17 protein-coding genes are annotated in these 19,137 nt (G+C 52.5%); 6 read left to right on the top strand and 11 right to left on the bottom strand.

What is annotated here, in order from left to right:
• The first annotated feature begins 42 nt into the window (after nucleotides 1-42).
• Both DCMF_RS07385 and DCMF_RS07380 read left to right on the top strand, forming a co-directional pair.
• Nucleotides 43-1,179, top strand: a complete 1,137-nt coding sequence (locus tag DCMF_RS07385; protein WP_148133837.1) for a S1C family serine protease — start codon at nucleotides 43-45, stop codon at nucleotides 1,177-1,179.
• Nucleotides 1,180-1,195: 16 nt separating this feature from the next.
• Nucleotides 1,196-3,109: a copper amine oxidase N-terminal domain-containing protein gene (locus DCMF_RS07380; RefSeq protein WP_148133836.1), complete on the top strand. Its 1,914-nt coding sequence runs from the start codon at nucleotides 1,196-1,198 to the stop codon at nucleotides 3,107-3,109.
• A 102-nt stretch (nucleotides 3,110-3,211) separates the two neighbouring features.
• On the opposite strand, the gene hypE is transcribed toward DCMF_RS07380, so the two are convergent.
• The 11 genes from hypE to DCMF_RS07325 form a co-directional block, all read right to left on the bottom strand.
• A complete protein-coding gene (gene hypE / locus DCMF_RS07375) occupies nucleotides 3,212-4,222 on the bottom strand; it encodes a hydrogenase expression/formation protein HypE (RefSeq protein ID WP_148133835.1) in 1,011 nt (336 codons plus the stop codon).
• A complete protein-coding gene (gene hypD, locus DCMF_RS07370) occupies nucleotides 4,219-5,316 on the bottom strand; it encodes a hydrogenase formation protein HypD (protein WP_148133834.1) in 1,098 nt (365 codons plus the stop codon). The genes hypE and hypD overlap by 4 nt, the downstream gene beginning before the upstream one ends.
• Complete coding sequence (locus DCMF_RS07365) at nucleotides 5,297-5,527, bottom strand: HypC/HybG/HupF family hydrogenase formation chaperone (RefSeq protein ID WP_148133833.1); 231 nt, start codon at nucleotides 5,525-5,527, stop codon at nucleotides 5,297-5,299. The genes hypD and DCMF_RS07365 overlap by 20 nt, the downstream gene beginning before the upstream one ends.
• Nucleotides 5,528-5,529: 2 nt before the next feature.
• A complete protein-coding gene (hypF, locus tag DCMF_RS07360) occupies nucleotides 5,530-7,797 on the bottom strand; it encodes a carbamoyltransferase HypF (RefSeq protein WP_148133832.1) in 2,268 nt (755 codons plus the stop codon).
• A 125-nt stretch (nucleotides 7,798-7,922) separates the two neighbouring features.
• Entirely contained in the window at nucleotides 7,923-8,405 is a 483-nt protein-coding gene (locus DCMF_RS07355; protein ID WP_148133831.1) for a HyaD/HybD family hydrogenase maturation endopeptidase, read from the bottom strand.
• Nucleotides 8,406-8,440: 35 nt separating this feature from the next.
• A complete protein-coding gene (locus DCMF_RS07350; RefSeq protein ID WP_148133830.1) occupies nucleotides 8,441-9,433 on the bottom strand; it encodes a 4Fe-4S binding protein in 993 nt (330 codons plus the stop codon).
• Between the two features lie 16 nt (nucleotides 9,434-9,449).
• Nucleotides 9,450-10,139 carry a hydrogenase nickel incorporation protein HypB gene (gene hypB / locus DCMF_RS07345; RefSeq protein ID WP_148133829.1) on the bottom strand — a complete coding sequence of 230 codons (690 nt, stop codon included), beginning with the start codon at nucleotides 10,137-10,139 and terminating at the stop codon, nucleotides 9,450-9,452.
• Nucleotides 10,139-10,480, bottom strand: coding sequence for a hydrogenase maturation nickel metallochaperone HypA (hypA, locus tag DCMF_RS07340; RefSeq protein ID WP_148133828.1), 342 nt, complete (start codon nucleotides 10,478-10,480; stop codon nucleotides 10,139-10,141). The genes hypB and hypA overlap by 1 nt, the downstream gene beginning before the upstream one ends.
• A gap of 82 nt (nucleotides 10,481-10,562) precedes the next feature.
• Nucleotides 10,563-11,336, bottom strand: a complete 774-nt coding sequence (gene cybH, locus DCMF_RS07335) for a Ni/Fe-hydrogenase, b-type cytochrome subunit (RefSeq protein ID WP_148133827.1) — start codon at nucleotides 11,334-11,336, stop codon at nucleotides 10,563-10,565.
• A 12-nt stretch (nucleotides 11,337-11,348) separates the two neighbouring features.
• On the bottom strand, nucleotides 11,349-13,244 hold the full coding sequence (locus DCMF_RS07330) for a nickel-dependent hydrogenase large subunit (protein ID WP_148133825.1): 1,896 nt from the start codon (nucleotides 13,242-13,244) through the stop codon (nucleotides 11,349-11,351).
• Nucleotides 13,241-14,344 carry a hydrogenase small subunit gene (locus tag DCMF_RS07325; RefSeq protein WP_148133824.1) on the bottom strand — a complete coding sequence of 368 codons (1,104 nt, stop codon included), beginning with the start codon at nucleotides 14,342-14,344 and terminating at the stop codon, nucleotides 13,241-13,243. The genes DCMF_RS07330 and DCMF_RS07325 overlap by 4 nt, the downstream gene beginning before the upstream one ends.
• A 397-nt stretch (nucleotides 14,345-14,741) precedes the next feature.
• Between DCMF_RS07325 and DCMF_RS07320 the strand changes: the two genes are divergently transcribed.
• The 4 genes from DCMF_RS07320 to mtnA all read left to right on the top strand — a co-directional run bounded on the left by DCMF_RS07320 (nucleotide 14,742) and on the right by mtnA (nucleotide 19,039).
• Complete coding sequence (locus DCMF_RS07320; RefSeq protein WP_236860212.1) at nucleotides 14,742-15,890, top strand: peptidase S7; 1,149 nt, start codon at nucleotides 14,742-14,744, stop codon at nucleotides 15,888-15,890.
• Nucleotides 15,891-16,213: 323 nt separating this feature from the next.
• On the top strand, nucleotides 16,214-17,137 hold the full coding sequence (gene ftsY / locus DCMF_RS07315) for a signal recognition particle-docking protein FtsY (RefSeq protein WP_214659175.1): 924 nt from the start codon (nucleotides 16,214-16,216) through the stop codon (nucleotides 17,135-17,137).
• Between the two features lie 3 nt (nucleotides 17,138-17,140).
• On the top strand, nucleotides 17,141-17,923 hold the full coding sequence (gene mtnP, locus DCMF_RS07310; protein WP_148137781.1) for an S-methyl-5'-thioadenosine phosphorylase: 783 nt from the start codon (nucleotides 17,141-17,143) through the stop codon (nucleotides 17,921-17,923).
• A gap of 81 nt (nucleotides 17,924-18,004) precedes the next feature.
• Nucleotides 18,005-19,039 carry an S-methyl-5-thioribose-1-phosphate isomerase gene (mtnA, locus tag DCMF_RS07305; protein ID WP_214659387.1) on the top strand — a complete coding sequence of 345 codons (1,035 nt, stop codon included), beginning with the start codon at nucleotides 18,005-18,007 and terminating at the stop codon, nucleotides 19,037-19,039.
• The last annotated feature ends 98 nt before the right edge of the window (nucleotides 19,040-19,137 follow it).

Here is a 19,137-nt window from a genome sequence, read left to right as displayed (position 1 = left end):
TGACAATAGGCCTCTCACTATGTTTGGGGGAAGTGACGTAGGATGAAGAAGCTCCTGATCGGTGTGGTCACCGTATTTTTATTAGCAGGTATAACAAGGGCCGCTGATGCGGCAGGCCCGATTCATGTAGAGGTCAATGGGGACAAAGCGGCGTCTCCTGCCCAAGAAATCAATGGAAAGCTTTACGTATCGGTGGATACCTTAACAGATGCCCTGGGCGTGAAAGCATACTATGATGAAAAAGAAGCTGTTCTTTCTTTAAGCACGATGAATCAGGACGACCTGATTCCGGAGATTTTGAAAAATGTCAGCCCCAGTGTGGTCGGCGTCATTGGCAGGCTAAAGGATGATGCCACTTATAGTGCCAAATTTAAGGATTTAATTGCCCATGGCACCGGTGTCATTATTAAAAGCAACGGTGAAATCCTTACCAACGCCCATGTGGTGAAGGACATGGAGAGAATTGTCGTCGTTCTCGCCGATGGAACCGGTTATGAAGCCACACTAAAATGTATCGATGAAGAGTGTGATCTGGCCTTATTGAAAATAGAAAAAAGTGGACTCACCGTAGCGAAATTTGGGAAACAGGAAGAAATTATCAATGGAAGAACAGTGATCGCCATTGGGACGCCTGTTTCTTTTTCCTTACGAAATTCTGCCTCTTTGGGGGTCATCAGCGGCGTCAACCGGGCCATCGAAAGCGATTATCGCCTGATTCAAACGGATGCGGCCATTAATCCGGGAAACAGCGGAGGACCCCTGGTGAATATGAAAGGAGAAATAATCGGCATAAACTCCAGCAAGTTTGCGGGTACTGGCATTGAAGGCCTGGGTTTTTCCATCCCTGTCGATACCATCAACTATGTGCTGGACCATTTCACCAAATACGGCAAAGTGAGAAGACCCAGTCTCGGTGCGGAATTTGAAGAGGACTGGGCCGCTACCGTGGGACTTCCCACCATTAACGGACTGACGGTGACAAGTGTGGAGCAAAAAAACGGGCTGGCAGAAAATGACATCCTTTATGCCGTCGACGATATTCCGGTTAATTCCCTTGTTGATTTGAACGAAGCCATGAAAAAATATTTACCGGGGGATACCGTGCAGTTAAAGATCAAAAGGGGCAGCGCCGTTCAGTCCCTCAACGTGAAATTGGGAGAAAAAAATAGTGATAAATAAGGGGGAGATATTTCAGATGAAAAGATTATGGATACCCATCATGGTCCTATTGATCCTATTTTGTTCCGTGATCTCTGTCAGTGCAGAATCCAGCACCATAGAACTTTCTTTTAAACTGGGCAGCGACACGGTATCAGTAAACGGAAAAAATGTCAAAACCCAGGCCACCTTTATGGAAAACGGCAATGTGATGGTTGCTGCGGACATCTTTAAGGAAGCCTTTGGGGCAGATATTCAGTATAAGGACGCCGGCAAAAGTGTCACTATCAAATATGCCGATACCACCATTACTTTATACGTGGATCAGAAAAAGGCTGTTCTCAACGGACAGGAAATAACGATCGCCCAAGGCCCGGTCATGAAGGGGACCATCATCATGCTCCCCGTTAAGTTCATCGCCGACAGCTTGGGGGCAGAATGTACTTTTAACAGCAAAACCCAGGAAGTAAAAGTGATCAAGGAGATGGCCGGGGATAAAAGCATCAAGGACTTTTCCCTGATCCTAAAAAAGACGGTGAAATCCCAAGTGGGGGACAGCTATTACAAATGGCAAATGAATTTTCCCAAAGGGCTTAAAATCTCGGACCGGAGTTTCGACGGCCGGCATACCAACTTTGAGTCCCAAGACGGCACCTATGTCATTTATATCTCCGTTTATGACCGGGCGGATGATACGGCGGATTCACTGATGGCAACCGACCGGGATACATACAGTGATTATACCCTGGTTTCCCAGACCACAGGGAAAAAGGACACCAGCGTCTATACAAAATCCGTCTTTAAAGGTGATGAAGATGTTTGGGAGGTGAGAAACTATCTGGGGGATCAATGGGTATTGGAAGTATCCCTGTATATGGACAGTTACGAAAAATACATGAATAACGGGATCGATAAAGAGATTTTAGATACTTTTACCCTGAACTACCGGGCAGAAAGTCAGTTGGAAGACTTGTCGGACGTATCTCAGGAAGGGTTCCGAAAATATGAGGACAAAAACCTGAAATTTTCCCTGGACGTGGCACCGGAATGGACCAAGGATGAGTATTACAGCAAATATAATACCATTGATTTTTTTGATGTTGCCCGCGACAGTTCGGAAAGTAACAGTCAATTTTCCGTCCATATGTTTTCCTTTCCGGCAGGATATACCCTGGATGATTGGGTAAAAGCGATGTATCAGGATTTTGAAGAAAATGTGAATCCGGATTATTATAAAATTATCAAAGAAGAAAATGGCACCATCAAGGGGATACCGTGTAAAAAGATTTACTATACCCAAAATATATCGGGGGAAACCGTTTACTCCTGCGATGCCTTCCTGATAGGCAAAAACTACAAGTATAATGTGTTTTATCATGTCAGTGCCGAAACCTATCAGGACGCCAAAAAATTGGCAAAATTCGAAAGAGCCTTGAATTCCTTTGCCTTCACAGAGCCTGATTCGAAAAAGGTAGGGCCTTTAATGGACCCCAATGATATCGAACAACCAAGTTCCAAGATTGTCAAGAAGAATGCCCAGTATAAATGGTCCATGGAGATACCGGCCTATTTTACACCTCTGGAGGATAACAACGATCAGGACAGCGCTTTCTATGGCAGCGATGAGACGATGCTTAGTGTGCGTCTTAGTGTCTTAAAGAATGTTCAATTAGAGGCTATGATCGAATATTTTGATGAGGAATTTGCGAAAGGGGTCAAACTGGGCACCAATCAGGAGGCCGACAAGCAATTAATTACGGCCAAAGGTACCAAGGTTTATCAATACAAGTATGTGGTAGAGCTTGATCAGACCAAGGTAAGGGTAGAAAGCTACTTTTTAAACAAAAACGGTAATTTGTATGTGGTAGATATTTTTTGCCCCGAATTCAGTCTGAGCCAAAAGCATCAGCAGGAAATGGAAGAGATTTGGCAATCCATGAAGTTTGAATAACATATAACAAGACGAAGACTAGGGGTAAATTCAGGGACGGTTCTTGAATTGAATGGAATTCAATTCAAGAACCGTCCCTGAATTTACTCGAATTTACTTTTGCTAACAAATGCGGGGAAGCTGGTCCCCGACCAGCATATCAAGGAGTCTCACGCCCCCGATGACGGTTTTGAGACCAACCTGACCTGCAGGAGCGGTGGTTACCCGGCCGATGATCCGGGCTTCTTGACCATAGGGATGCCCTTGCATAATCTCCAGCAACCGGGCACTGTATGGGGGATCGATAAAGATGAGCATTTTCCCTTCGTTAGCCAGATAAAGGGGATCAAAACCCATCATCTCACAGACGGCGGCTACCTCCGGGCGAACGGGAATGGCTGTTTCCTCCACCAGGATGCCTACGCCGGCCTGCTGGGCAATTTCATTGAGGGTGGTCGCTAATCCGCCCCGGGTGGGATCCCTCAGCACGGCAATTTGAGGCACTGCCGTGAGCATTTCTTTTACCAGCCCGTTTAAAGGGGCACAGTCGCTGGCAATAGTGTGGGGCAGCACCATGTTGTGCCTTCCCGCCATCACCGCTACCCCGTGATCGCCGATACAGCCGCTGAGCAGGATATCTTGCCCCGGCCGGACCCGGGTCGGGGAGATATCAGTTCCCTCCATCAACATGCCGATACCCGCCGTGTTGAGGTAAATCCCGTCCACCGCCCCTTTTTCCACGACCTTGGTATCACCGGTAACGATCATAACTCCCGCTTCCTCCGCTGCGGCCCGCATGGATTGAACAATCCGGGAGAGATCGGCAAAAAGAAAACCTTCCTCGATGATAAATCCGGCGGAAAGATAAAGGGGAAGGGCTCCCGTCATGGCTAAATCGTTCACGGTGCCGCACACCGCCAATTTACCGATATCGCCGCCGGGGAAAAACAGAGGTTTCACCACATAGGAATCGGTGGTAAAGGCCAGCCGCGCGCCTTGAACGGTAATTTTAGCCCCGTCATGGAGTTCGGACAGCGCTTCATTGGCGAAGGCGGGCAAGATGATCTCCTGCACCAGGTCGTGGCTGAGCTTGCCGCCGCTGCCATGGGCCAGCTGGATGCGGTCACTTTTCATATCTGCCACCTCCCTGTACCATATTTATACCAAGCCGCACAAGTTCCTTCCACAGATACCATACAGGATCCTACCGGGTGTTCCGGAATGCAGGCCTTGCCAAAGAGCAGGCAGTCCGAGGGTTTTACCCGTCCCCGCAGCACCTCTCCGCACCGGCAGGCCGCGGGCTCTGCGGCTTTTTCCACCTGAATGGGATAGCGGGTCAGAGCATCAAAGGAGCGGTACTGGGGATTTAACTGCAGTCCCGACCCCGGAATCACCCCCAGCCCCCGCCAGGCTACATTAGTAGTCTCATAAACCTGGGCCAGCACCTGGCGGGCCCTGGGGTTGCCTTCAGGAGGGACCACCCGGGTATATTGATTTTCCACGGCCGCCCTTCCGCTATGAATCTGCTGCGCCAGCATCCAGACCGCCTGCAGGATATCCAGGGGTTCAAACCCGGCAATCACTGCCGGCACCTGATATTCCTCAGCTAAAAAATGATAGGGGGGGATGCCGATCACGGCGCTGACATGGCCGGGCAACAAAAATCCTGTCACCTTTGCCTCCTGGTCTGTGAGCAAAGCGCGCAAAGCCGGCGGCACCAGTTTATGGGCGGAGAGGAGGTAAAAGTTGTTCAGGCCAAGCTTTTCCGCCGTGAGCACCGTGGCCGCCGCTGTGGGAGCCGTTGTTTCGAACCCTACGGCCAGGAATATTACCTTTTTTTCGGGATGGGCCCGGGCAATATCCAGGCTTTCCAGGGGAGAATAAACAACCCGGATGTCGGCCCCGGCGGCCTTTTCCGCGCTCAGGCTGGAGGATGACCCGGGTACCCGCAGCATATCTCCGAAGGTGGTCAGGATCACGTCAGGGCGCCGGCTATAGGCAATGGCGGTATCGAGAAAATCGTGGGGCGTGACGCACACGGGACATCCGGGCCCGCTGACCAATTCTACCTGGGGAGGGAGCAGGTGCCGGATCCCTGCTTTGAAAATGGCCACGGTGTGGGTGCCGCATACTTCCATGAGCCGGACTGGTTTGGTGACCAGACGGTCAATTTCCCGGATCAAGTGCGCCGCAGCCTCGCGTATATTTTCACTGGGATGTTTCAGCACGTTCGGTCAGCTCCTTGAAGATTTCTAGGGTGCGTTCTGCTTCTTCCTGTTCCACCCTTTGGATGGCGAAACCGGCGTGCATGAGCACAAAATCACCAACCTGAGTCTCCGGCAGCAGCATCAGGCTGACCTCTCTGGTAATACCCCCTACTTCTACCGTTGCCATGAGATCCTTTTTTTCGATTACTTGGGCCGGGATCGCTAAGCACATCTTTATCTGCTCCTTTCTATTGCCACCGCCGCCTGTCCCAAAGCCAGCCCGCCGTCATTGGGCGGCACCCGGCGGTGGAGGAGTAAGGTAAAGTCCTTCTCCAGCAGGCGGCAGACTTGCCTTAAAAGGGTGATATTCTGAAAAACGCCGCCGCTTAAGGCTACTTGATCAATGCCCGTTTCTTTCCGTAAACGCCCGGCCATATCGGCCAGCGCCACCGCCAGGGTGGTATGAAAGGCTGCGGCCAGTTCCGCCCGGGGTGCCTTCTGCACCATTCTTTCCACCAGGGCGGCAAAGGTGGGCCGGAAATCCAATTCATAGACACTCCCCGGTGAAATAGTATAAGGCAAGAGGGCGCCGGGGGCGCCGGAAGCAGCCATTTCCAATTCTACCGCGGCCTGGCCTTCATAATTGATCCGGGTCCGGATGCCCAGAAGGGCGGCGGCAATATCGAATAAGCGCCCGGCACCGGAGGTGAGCGGTGTATTGATTCCTTTGGCCGCGGCCTGAACCATCAAGGGCCAGCCTTCCGGCAAGAGGCGGACCAGGGGAAGATCCATGCGGGCAAAGTCCATGCCATACAATTCATAGAGCACCCAAACAGCCTGACGCCAGGGCTCTTGAATGGCCTTGCTTCCCCCGGGCAGGGGCAGGTAACGGCACTGGGCCAGGCGTGTGAACTCCCGGCAATCGGCCAGGAGGAATTCACCGCCCCACAAATGACCGTCGGTGCCGTAGCCGGTACCGTCGAAGGCCAGGCCGATCACCTTTTCTTCCCGGCCCTGCTCGGCTAAAACACCGGCAATATGGGCATGGTGGTGTTGTACGGCGATCCGGGGCAGGTCTAACTCTTCCGCATATTTGGTGGATAGATAGTCCGGGTGCAGATCGCAGGCCACCAACTCGGGCCGGACATCAAAAAGGCGTTGGTAATGTTCGATGGCGGCCCGGTAGGCAGCGAAGGTAGCCATATTTTCCAGGTCGCCGATGTGGGCGCTGAGAAAAGCCTGGTCTCCTTTGGTCAAACAAAAGGTATTCTTTAATTCGCCGCCGCAGGCCAATACCTGGGGACCGGGCCGGGTGAGGCGAAGAGGGGCGGGGGCCATGCCCCGGCTCCGGCGCACCAGATAGGGTTTGTTTTGAAAAATCCGCGCCACCGAATCGTCTGTCCGGCAATAGATGGGGCGGTTATGAACCAGGAAATAATCGGCAATCCCGGCTAATCTGTCTCGGGCGTCCTCATCCAGATAGGCAATGGGCTCATCACTGGTGTTGCCGCTGGTCATCACCCAAATGTCCTCCGGGCGCAACAAGAGCCAGTGCACCGGTGCATAAGGCAGCATCACCCCCAGGGCAGGATTGCCCGGGGCCACCGATTCGGCCAGGCTGTAGGACTGTCTTTTCGTGAGCAAAACGATGGGCCGGGCCGGTCCTGTGAGCAGGTCCTCTTCCGCTGTGGACAACAGGCACTGGCCCCGGACCGTCTCCAAACTGCCGCACATCACGGCAAAAGGTTTATCCTCCCGGTATTTGCGGCCTCTCAGTTCCGCTACCGCTTTTTCATTTTCCCCGTCGCAAGCCAGGTGGTAGCCGCCGATTCCTTTTACGGCGAGGATGGCGCCCTGAACGATCAGGTCACGTGCTGCGCGTAAAGGATCGCCCTCGATCTCTTCTCCCTGTTTGGTGAGCAGCCGGTAAGAAGGGCCGCAAACCGGACAGGCATTGGGCTGGGCGTGGAAGCGCCGGTCTGTGGGATCATGGTATTCCGCCTCACAGGCGGGACACATGGGAAAATCCTTCATGGTGGTACTTTTGCGGTCGTAAGGAATGTCGGCGATAATGGAATACCGGGGCCCGCAATTGGTGCAATTGGTGAAGGCATAGCGGAAGCGCCGGTTCCCGGGATCGGTGATTTCCCGCTGGCAGTCGGGACAGGTGGCGATATCGGGAGAGACCAGGGTGGACCGTCCTGCCGAAGCCTGGCTTTGTTTAATCTCAAAAATGGTTTCTCCCCGCAATGACCGGGATGTGACGATAATGTCGCGGATCACTGCCATCGGGGGGGCCTGAGACTTTAAGCCGGCTAAAAAGGTATCTAAGGCCCCGGCGTCTCCTTCCGCCTCAATGCGCACCCCGGCGGAATCGTTTAAAACCCACCCGCCCAAGTTGCATCTCCGGGCCAGGTTATAGACAAAAGGGCGGAAGCCCACCCCCTGAACGATCCCGGTAATTTGAATGCTTAAGCGCTTTTTCCTTTCATTTCCACTCATGGACGTAGATGTCACCACACAATCCGGTATTCAGATTTCAGCACTCAGGTTCAGGATTCAGGATCTTTCCCGGTCATCCCTTCTTTCATGCCGACTCCTGAGTATTTAGGTCATGCTTTTAATTTTTAAGCAAGGGGCACTGTTTCCACTTGCCAGTTTTCCAGCTGGTCGATCAGGACCCTCATGGTCTGATCGACCATGGCGGCCACAGCCGGCGTCAGATCAAGCCCCAAGTCCAGGGATGCCGGTTCCACACCCAGAATCACGACTTCCTTTACCGGCTCCCCTAATATCTCCAAGGCTGCCAATACGTCTTTCAGTCCCAGCTCATGCAAGGAGACCTTTTCTTGAAAATAGCTTTTTACTTCGTCTCCCGTGAAATGGTAAAAAGAGCCCGGGGGCCTGCCTCCGGAGACGGCATCAACGACCAGAAGCCTGTCGGTGCCGGTGAGATAGCTCAATAAATCCAGACCCAGCGTTCCCCCGTCCAGTACCTGCACGGTGTCCGGAAACCGGTAGCACCGGTGCAGTTCTTCAATCATTCTCACGCCAAAACCTTCATCCTGAAGCAAGATGTTCCCAATCCCCAATACCGTGATCTTTTCCATTCCTGATTTCTCCCTTTCATCCCAACACTGCAGGACTAATCGCAGGTTTCTTTCCACAAACATTCCAAACATAACACTTGTTTGCCCACCGGCTGGTAGAGACTGCCGCACCGGATGCACCGGGGCAGCGGCCGCGTAGCCACATGATATTTTGCTAAGGCAGGGGCCGGGCCTAAAGAAAGGGCGCCCTGAGGACAATGGGCGGCACAGACGCCGCAGCCGGTACAGTTTTGCGGGAGATGATAAAATTCCAGGATCTGCCCCTGATCCTGTACGGTTATGGCCTGACGGGGGCAGATACGGGTGCACAGCCCGCACGCCCGGCAAGCATCACTGATGGCAATACCAAAAAAGAACTTGGTCGATATGGGCCCGGAAAGAGAGAAGGGGCCGGCATGGCGGGCAAAGAGGGCCTGGCGGGGCAGCGCTTCACAACAGGTATTGTTTCCGGCTATTTCCCGCACCACATGGAGGGCCTCTCCGATCATCCCGGTAAAAAAGCTGCGCCGGGAGACCTGTTTTTCCCTCCGTTTGACGGTGCCCACAGCCTCTCCATGAATCAAAGGAGTTTTTCCGGCCGCCCGGAGCATTTCACCCACATCCCTCAAAAGTTCCTGCACATAAGCGGCTACTGCCGGTTTGCACCGGGCGCAGGCCCGGTCATCCACGACTACCTGCCGGTCCTCCTCCGGACCGCTGTAAACCGAGGCCAGGAGCAGGCGGGCATCGAGAAAGCCCAGGCAAGGCCAGCCGCTTTGGCTGTCCTGACGGCAGCAGGAAAAAAATAAAGGAGATTCGGCACTTTTCATCAGGGCATCCAAAGATTCCCCGGAATAAGCCGCTCCTCCAATGGCTTCTGCCGGACAGGCAGATAAGCACAGGCCACAATCATCACAGCGTTTCAAATCGATCTGGAGATCCCCATGGATGCATCCCTGGGGGCAGTGCAGACGGCATAGCTGGCACGCCGGCTTTTCGTAGCGGTTATTGAGGCAAAGCTCCTGCTGAATCCCAACCATCCCACCCATGAAGGTTCTCCTTTCATCAAAGGTGACTATCCTGGTTTTCCCCTTGCCGGTTCTGCTTTTTTTCCCTCACTCGCGCTTTTAACCAGGCTACCCATTCCTCCAGTCCTGCGCCGGTCCGGCAGGAGAGGGTAACGAGGGCAGCCTGGGGATTAATGCCGGCAATATCCTCCCGCACCTGGGCCAGTTGATAATCGGTATAGGGCAAGAGGTCCATCTTGTTTAAAAGGACCAGGGCCGACTGTTTAAAAATTAAAGGATATTTCAGGGGTTTGTCTTCTCCTTCGGTAATGCTTAGCACAGTCGCCTTCAGGTCTTCACCGATGTTAAATTCGGCAGGGCATACCAAATTTCCTACATTCTCCATGATAATCAGGTCAAGACCGGTTAAATCCAGCTGCTTCAAGGCCCCTTTGACCATGTTGGCATCCAAATGGCAGCCGCCCCCGGTATTAATCTGCACCACCGGCACTTGAAACCGGGCGATGCGGTCCGCGTCTTTTGAGGTGAAAAGATCACCTTCGATCACAGCCAGGCGAAGATCCCCCCGCACCTTCCTCATCGTTTGCTCCAGCAGGGAGGTCTTGCCCGAACCTGGCGACCCCAAAAGATTCAGGGCGAAAATACCGCGGGAGGTTAGGAAGGCGTTGATTTCGGCGGCAATGCGGTCGTTTTTATTGAGAATATTGGTTTTCACCTGAATTTCCACTAGTCTACCTCCAAATACGCTACTTGAAGTTCCCGGCCGGAAATGATTTCCACTTGGGCCGACCCGCAGGAAGGGCAGAAAAATCGATACCCTTCCACGGCAAATTCCTGCCCGCAGCCTTGGCAAAATCCCACCAGGGGCAAAATGTTGATGTCCAGTTTTGCTGCCGCGGCAATGGTTTCCTCGGCCAGAACGTTGAAGCAGAACAGCAAAGCTTCCGGCTCCACCCCCGTCATTTGCCCGATGGACAGGCTGATGGTAAGCACCTTTTGGGCCTGGTGCTGGGCGGCGTGATCCAGTGCAATATCCAAAATTCCTTGCGCAATAGCCATTTCATGCATGTTTTCACCTGATTTGTTTTTAGCCTATGTCTCTGTCCAGACCGTGTTCCGTCAACCTGGCCCCGGTTCTCCCGGAGAAGTGCTAAGCCTCCTTGTAATTACCACAGCCCGTACAAAAAGCATTTCTATAATTGCACTCCTTACCCGAGTGAATACACTTCGAAATTTCTATGCCGTCAGCCGGTTCATGGGGCAATATTTTCACCCCGGAAAACATACTGGAAATTTCTCCTTCTTGTTCCATAAAATCTGCCCGGATCGACATGTAAATATGCACGATGGCAAAAATAATGATCAGCCAGGCCACATAGTGGTGGATGAGATGCACATAGTATTCACCCCCCAGTATATCGTTGAGAGGACCGAAAATTTTCGCGCCCCACCGCTCCGGATTGATCATAAAATACATGGCAAATCCGGTCAGGCCTTCCACGGCCAGCATCACATAGACGAAGGCATAGGAAGTCCGGGCCAGGGGATTCCTCAAATAGGGGCGGTGATGGGGCTTGATTAGACTATAGTGCAAAACCATTTCCACCATGCCGGCCCAGTATTGTGCCTGCCAAAAGCGGGGGAACAAACGGTCCCCCCTGTTGACGATAAATCCATAAATCCGCAGAATAAAGGCGGCAACCAGAATAAAGGCGGCGGAAAAATGGATATAGCGGATGGTTTCCATAGACAGCCTTTCCTGGAAGGCAAAAGTGGGTTCAATGCCCTGGCTGCCCAGGAAAAAGGGGTTGCCGATATAGAGACCGGTGAAAAATAAGACGACGATGCTGAGCACCATAGTCCAGTGAAACAGGCGCAGCCAAGGGCTATACACATAATATTTTTTCAGATGTTCCTCGCTCACAGCCGTCCCCTCCTATATCTTGAAATAAGGGTCAGTGTGCACAAGACTCAGCTTCTCACCCTGCCCGTTATAGAGATGGGTGGCACAGGCAATACAGGGATCGAAAGCACGAATGGCTTTCAAAATTTCCAGGGGTTTTTCCGGGATCTTCACCTTGGTGTCGATCATGCTGGCCTCGTATGCCCCGTGTCCTGCTTTGCTGTCCCGGGGGCAGGCGTTCCAGGTGGTGGGGACGATGGCCTGATAGTTGGCCACTTTGCCCTCTTTGATCACAATCCAATGGCCCAAGGCGCCCCGGGGAGCTTCATGCAAACCTACGCCCTGGGCTTCTTTGGGCCAGCGGGCAGGTTCCCATTTTTCCGTGTTTGCCACCGCGGTATCTCCATTGCGGATATTTTTCACCAGTTTGTCAAAATAGTACTTATTAATGTAGGCGTAGAGCTGGGCCTCCAGTCCCCGGACAGCAGTGCGGCCCACCGTGGTAGGCATCCACACGTGGGGAGGCAGGTTCAGCACCTTAGATACCGCATCTACCTGGTCCACCAGCATTTTTTCCGCCCAGGTGGGCTGAATGAGACCCTTTTTCACCTTGGTGTAGACGATGATATAACGGGCCAGGGGCCCTACCTCGGCCATTTTCCCCCGCCAGGTGGGCGTTTTCAGCCAGGAATATTTGCCTGCTTCGTCCAGATAGGTCCAGGCCTCCGGGCTGCCTTCTTTGGGCCCGGTGTATTGGGGCTGGGTAATTCCCGCCCAGGGGTGGATGGTCCCGTTTGCCTCGGGATAGCTGTACCAGGAGTGTTCGATCCCTTCCGTTAAAATGGCCGGATCCGCATAGTCTTTTCCTTCCAGGGGGGAGAATGCGGCCTGAGCCACACCTTTGCCGAAATCTTCCACCACGCCGTTGGATCTCAAGAGCAGTTTTTTATGGAAATCCCCGTTGGCGATGCCGCTATAGGGCTCATCCGGAAAGTCCCCGTAACCGAGAACCCTTTCTTTCGCTAAACCGCCGCCGTCCACGTAGCCTTTTTTCACGTAAAGGTCGCCCACGGCCAGGAGATCCGGCAAATAGAAATAGTTGACCAGGTTGATGGCCAGATTGATGGAAGTATCCACCACAGCCAGGCGTTCGCTGTTCACGGATGCATTCATGTCACTGAGGGAAATGGAGCAGGGCATGCCGCCCACGATAAAGTGGGGATGGGGGTTCTTGCCCCCGAAGATCACATGAGCCGCTACCAGTTCCCGCTGCCGGTCCAGCATGTTCAGGTAATGAGACACCGCCATCAGGTGCACTTCCGGAGGTAATAGGGTGTAATCCGGGTGGTCCCACCATTGGGCGGCGAAAATACCCAGCTGTCCGCTGTCCACGATCTTCTTTATTTTGTCCTGAATGGATTGAAAATAAAGGGTCGTGGCTTTGGGAAAGTCTTTCGGGTAAGCGTCTGAAGCAAATTCAATGGGTCCGGCCAGGGGCAAACGGTATTTTTCCAGCACCGTGTTTTGCAGGGCGGCGGTAGCCGCAGGATCTGCCTTTAAAGCCTCCACCGGACTGACCCAGTCCAGAGCGTGCAAGTGATAAAAATGAATCAGGTGATCCTGGGCATTCTGGCTGGCCGCCATGATATTCCGGATATAATTGGCGTTTTTGGGGATGGCAATGCCTAAAGCATCCTCTACCGCCCGCAGGGAAGCGAGGGCGTGCACCGTGGTGCAGACGCCGCAGATGCGCTGGACATAGGCCCAGACGTCCCGGGGATCACGATCCTTCACAATCAGTTCGATGCCGCGCCAGGCTGTGCCGCTGGACAGGGCGTCTTCCACCTTGCCGGTGGCCTCATCCACTTTTACTTCCACGCGCAAATGGCCTTCGATGCGGGTGACGGGATCAACTACTACGCGTTTCATGCTTCCGGCCCCCTTACACTGTTAGTTTGTTCCAGCTTTTTCCCCTTGTTTTTCTGAACCACGGAAAGGGCCCCATGGACAGCTACCGCCGCCGCCGCGGCTCCGGCCACAACGGCGCCCACTTTGTCCGCGTTGGCTACCGTTCCCGGAATGGGGATATTGGGCAAGCGCTCGTAGAAAGGATCCATATCCCAGAAATTATTGCTGCTGCAGCCGATACAGCCGTGTCCCGATTGGATGGGATAGGATAACCCGTTCCACCAGCGCAGGTTGCCGCAGGAATTGTAAGTTTCCGGTCCCCGGCACCCTACTTTATAGAGGCACCAGCCGGCTTTGGCCCCGGCATCGTCAAATTTTTCCGCAAACATGCCCGAATCGAAGAAGGGGCGGCGGTAACAGGTATCATGGATGCGGTTGCCGAAAAACTGCTTGGGCCGTCCCTGGCTATCCAGGGGGGGCAGGGCGCCAAATAAGGCGTAGTGCATAATCACCCCGGTCATCACCTCCGGAACCGGGGGACAGCCGGGCACTTTGACGATGGGCTTGCCGCTGATCACTTCGCTCACCGAGAGGGATTGGGTGGGGTTGGGCTTGGCGGCCTGAATGCCGCCCCAGGCAGCGCAAGAGCCGTATTCAATGACGGCTGCTGCCCCTTGGGCCGCTTCCTTCAAGGCGGTGGCAAAGGGCCTGCCCCCGACCATGCAATAAATACCCCCTTCAGCCATCGGTACTCCGCCTTCCACCGCTAAGAGATACTTGCCGGCATACTTTTCCCTCACTTCTTTCAAATGATGTTCAAAAGGCGCACCGGCCGCTGCCGCCAAAGTATCGCTATACTCCAGGGCAATCATGTTCAAAACCACGTCGGATGCCAGAGGGGACTGGGACCTGATAAATGATTCGTCGCAGCCGGTACACTCGTGGCCGTGCAGCCAGACCACCACCGGTAAAGATGCTTTTTCCGCCGCCGCCACCACTTTTGGCAGCATCGTAGGAGATAATCCCAGCATCGCAGTTACGGCAGCACAGGATTTGATAAACGACCGCCGGCTGATCCCCTGCTTTTGGCACTTGCTCCATAATGACTCCTGATTTTCCACAAGTTACACCTCCCATAACAGCACTCAGTCTTTCATTTCCAGCTATTTTTCCAGCGAATTCTGATGTAATTTTTTTTGCTTTGTGATGTTTTCCACAAAGCCCTTGAAATACCTTGTGCCCGGAAATACGAACATGTTCGTAAAAATGGACAAATTTGGGGAATCGGAAAGTATATTTAGTAAAATGATTTGTTCGTAAATACGAACAACAAAAATTTCCAAAAGAAATTCAACATAAAGCAAAAAATTACACATCGCACTGGGGAAGGCAAAACAGGCTGGAGAAGCGGCTTGCCGGGACATTTTTTGGTGATTAAGGAGATTAAAAAATGTCCCGGCCCTGGGCAAGACATTTTTTTTTCATATACCGGAAATAATAATATCAATTTGATGGGAGGTGAAAGCATTGCAGATTAAGGGCATTGCCCGAAGTATCGTAGACAGGCTGGTGGACAGAACGCTGAAACTGGGTCAGGGAAGAAATGCCGGGTGCATTGGTTTTATCGATGAGGAGGGATACATCAGCCGTACTACTCCCTTGGTGAATGGCGGTTTAAGCGGGGTTCCTTTACGGATGCTTTTGGATAAGGTAGTTCCCATGCATAACCGTTCGCTGCTGGAAGGAATCACTTTTTTACCGTCCAATGCCGTTTTTATCATGTCCCGGCCGGGAAAAACCGGGTTGATCACGGACGTCAGCGCCGTGGACTTTTTTAACCTGCCCGTGCTGAGTGTAGGGGTTAAAGAATCAAAAGGATTAACCGGGGTAGGGTCGGTATCGCCCCAGCCAGAGTATTTTGATCTGGCGACCAAATCGGAGCTGGTGGACATCGAGACTTTATCCGCTTCTACCATGGCGGAAGAACGGGAGGTGCTGAAGCAGGGAACGGAACTGAGTCTGGAATATTTAGACGTCAGTGAAGAGGTGCCTTTAGTGGATATCCCGGTGCAGGAGACACCCGAAGGCGCTATGAGAGGCCCGGGGATCCAGTTTGCCCGCAAGTCTGTCCGTTCTATTGACAAGAATCTGGCGGAGGCTTTGGTGCAAAAATCGATTGAGGCAGGCTCCGGGCGTGAGGTGGCGGTTATTGCCACCATCGATGAGCAAGGCCATGTAACAGGGGACGGTGATATCGTAGTGGGAGGGATGGGCTATGTCCCTTCCCGCATGATGGCTTCAAGTGCCGTGGATATTCAAGGGAAATCTTTGAAAGATATTTATTCTTCCTTGGTGCCTTTTGAAGCGATCTTTGTCCATACCCATCCGGGCGGCACCGGTGTCATGCATATCGGCGATGCCAATGCCGGGCCCGGGAGCTGGAATCGGCCCATTATCGCCATCGGACATGATCCCCAGGGAAAAATTAAAGGGGCGACCGTGATCGAGGTGAATGAGAAGCTTTTTGATCTGGCGGATGAAGATGAACAGCTCAGTCAGGCCTTTTTTACCGCGGATGACCCAGATGAGGAAGCCGCGATCCGAAACCGTAAATTTGGCATTGCCCAAGAATACACCGCATTGTGTAAGTCCATCGAGATTCAGTAATGATCGGGATCCGGGATCCGGGTACCGGTTACCAGGACGGGACGGCTTTTTGGTTCATAAAACAGTAGGAGCCGTTTTATGTCCATTATCTGCTGGGAAACCCTGAGTTTTTATCGACTCTACGGTAGACGGTCTTTCTGTGCATGAGAGCAAGTTATTTCCCATGTTCTCGTTGTCGTCGATGCCAACCATATGGTAAAATATGCTTAGGTTAAGGGATGAGAATACCTTAACCTTTATTTACGAATGGGAATAATTGGACAAACGCTTGCCTTGAAACAGCTATGAAGAGGATAACGAGAAGGAAAGAGGAGGAAGAAAGCATGGGCTTTTTTGACAAATTAAAAGAAGGCCTTACCAAGACCCGGCAGGGTTTTGTTGAGAAAGTATCCGGTGTTTTAACCTTTAATAAATCCATCGATGAAGACTTGTTTGAGGAATTGGAGGAAACGCTGATTCAGGCCGATGTGGGGGTAAACACTTCCCTGAAATTGGTGGGGGCGCTGAGAGCCCGGGTAAAGGAGAGAAAGCTGAAGGAAGCATCCCAGCTCAAAGATGTTTTGAAAGAAGAAATTGGCCGCATTTTAAATGGGGACAACCAGACCTTGCAGATGGAAAAAGGCAAAATCAATGTGATCATGGTTGTCGGCGTGAACGGGGCAGGAAAAACGACCACCATCGGCAAGCTGGCCTACCGGTTGAAGAAGGAGCACTTAAAGGTGCTGATCGCAGCGGGGGATACCTTTCGGGCGGCAGCAATCGACCAGTTGGTGGTCTGGGGAGAGCGGGTCGGTGTGGAGGTAATCCGGCATCAGGAGGGATCCGACCCGGGGGCGGTAGCTTTTGATGCCTGTAAAGCAGTAAGCTCCCGGCGGGAAGATGTCCTCATTGTTGATACGGCCGGACGGCTGCAAAACAAAACCAATTTAATGGAAGAACTGCGCAAGGTGGGGAAAATCATTCGCCGGGAATTGCCGGACGCCAACCTGGAGGTTCTGCTGGTTTTAGATGCCACTACCGGCCAAAACGCCATTTCCCAAGCCCGGATTTTTGGCGAAGTCGTCGATGTGACCGGCATTTGCCTGACCAAGCTGGACGGTACCGCCAAGGGCGGTGTGATTATCGGCATCAAGGATGAGCTGAAAATTCCCGTTAAATTAATCGGTATCGGGGAAGGGTTGGAGGACCTAAAAGATTTTGCCGCGGAAGACTTTGTGAATGCACTATTTATGGGACAGGAGGAATAAATGATGGCGCCTGAAATTGGTATTATCGGCGGGACAGGAGTATACAATCCGGACATTCTAACCGGGATCAGAGAAGAAATTATGTCCAACCGCTATGGACAGGCTAAGGTGGTTTTTGGAACTTACAAGGGGAGAGAAATTGTCTTTCTCGCGCGGCATGGGGCCACCCATTCCGTACCACCCCATCTGGTCAATTACCGGGCCAATATTTGGGCCCTCAAAGAAATCGGCGTCCGGCGCATTTTAGCGACGGCGGCCGTAGGCTCTTTGAACGAAGGGATGGCTCCCGGAAACTTTGTCTTAGCGGACCAGTTTTTGGATTTTACCAAAAACCGGTTAAGTACCTTTTTTGACGGGGAAGAGTTGGGCGTGATCCATACGGACATGACCCATCCTTATTGCCCGAGTCTGCGCAAAATATTGGCGACGGCGGCACAGTCCCTGGACCTTACGGTTCATGAAAAAGGGACCTATGTGTGCACGGAGGGGCCCCGCTTCGAAACTCCCGCTGAAATCCGCATGTATCATATTTTGGGGGGAGATCTGGTAGGCATGACCAGTGTTCCTGAAGTAGTGCTCGCCCGGGAAGCGGGGATCTGTTATGCCACCATTGCCATGGTGACAAACTTTGCCGCAGGCATTTCCCCCACGGAATTGTCCCATCAAGAGGTATTGGACGTGATGGCTGCCAACGGCAAAAACCTTTCCACCCTCCTCATGAACACGGTAGAAATCTTACCTGAAGCACGGGATTGTAAATGCGGGTATGCGGAAGGTAAGCTGTAAATCTGACTAACTCGGTAAGAAAAGCACTTACCAGGTTAAGAACTTGCTTCAATCTGAGTAAGATAAAGGGTGAAAATGATGCTGGAAACCATGCGCTGGGAAGACAATAAACTGGTATTGCTTGATCAGACCAAGCTTCCTCTGGAAATTTGCTATTTTTCCTGCCAAACCTATCATGATGTGATTTGCGCTATCAAAAAACTGGTTGTCCGGGGCGCCCCTGCCATCGGCGCTGCAGCAGCCTATGGGATGGCTTTAGCCGCCTTGGACTGCTGCCGGGATGATTTAAATAAATGCCGGGAGGAGTTATCCCGGGCCGCCGAAGCCCTGGCCGCATCCCGGCCTACCGCGGTAAATCTTTTTTGGGCTTTGGACCGGATCAAACAGATTATTCGGCAGGAGATCACTTGCGAGGATCTTTTTGAAAGAATCCTGAAAGAAGCCCATGCAATCTTCCAAGAGGACATCCTGATTAATAAAAAAATCGGCCAATTCGGTGCCCAGCTGGTTCCTCCGGGAGCAACGGTTCTTACCCACTGTAATGCCGGAGCATTTGCCACCGGGGGTTACGGCACGGCATTAGGAGTGATCCGGGCCGCCCGGGAAGAGGGAAAGAAGATTCAGGTCTTTGCCGATGAAACCAGACCTCTTCTCCAAGGAGCACGGCTCACCGCCTTTGAGCTGATGCAGGAAAAGATTCCCGTGACTCTGATCACGGATAACATGGCCGGGTATGTTATGAAAAAGGGACTCATCGACCTGATTATCGTCGGGGCGGACCGGGTCACGGCCCATGGGGATGTGGCCAATAAAATAGGTACATACAGTTTGGCTGTTTTGGCCAAAGAACACCAGATTCCTTTTTACGTGGCCGCCCCCCTGAGTACCTTTGATTTCACCCTCTGCTCCGGAGATGAAATACCGATCGAAGAACGGGATGGGAAAGAAGTTCGGGAAGTTTTTGGACATCTCACTGCTCCGGTGGATGTCCCTGTGTTCAATCCTGCCTTCGACGTCACACCCCATCAGCTGATTACTGCCATTATTACAGAAAAAGGGGTCATCCACCGGCCTGATGCGCATGCCGTCCGTGAAGTTGTTGGGACCGAAAACTAAAAAACAAGATACCAGAAGCCAGAGGCAAGAAAGGGAAGCTGGAACCAGGAAAGAAGGTCAAGCATCTTGCTTCTTGCCTCTTACCTCTTGTATAAATT

It is taken from the genome of Candidatus Formimonas warabiya, from assembly GCF_002777255.1.
GTDB classification, from domain to species: Bacteria; Bacillota; Dehalobacteriia; order Dehalobacteriales; family Dehalobacteriaceae; genus Formimonas; species Formimonas warabiya.
Note: the sequence above shows the minus strand (reverse complement) of the source record. Positions and strands in the feature narration are given on the sequence as shown.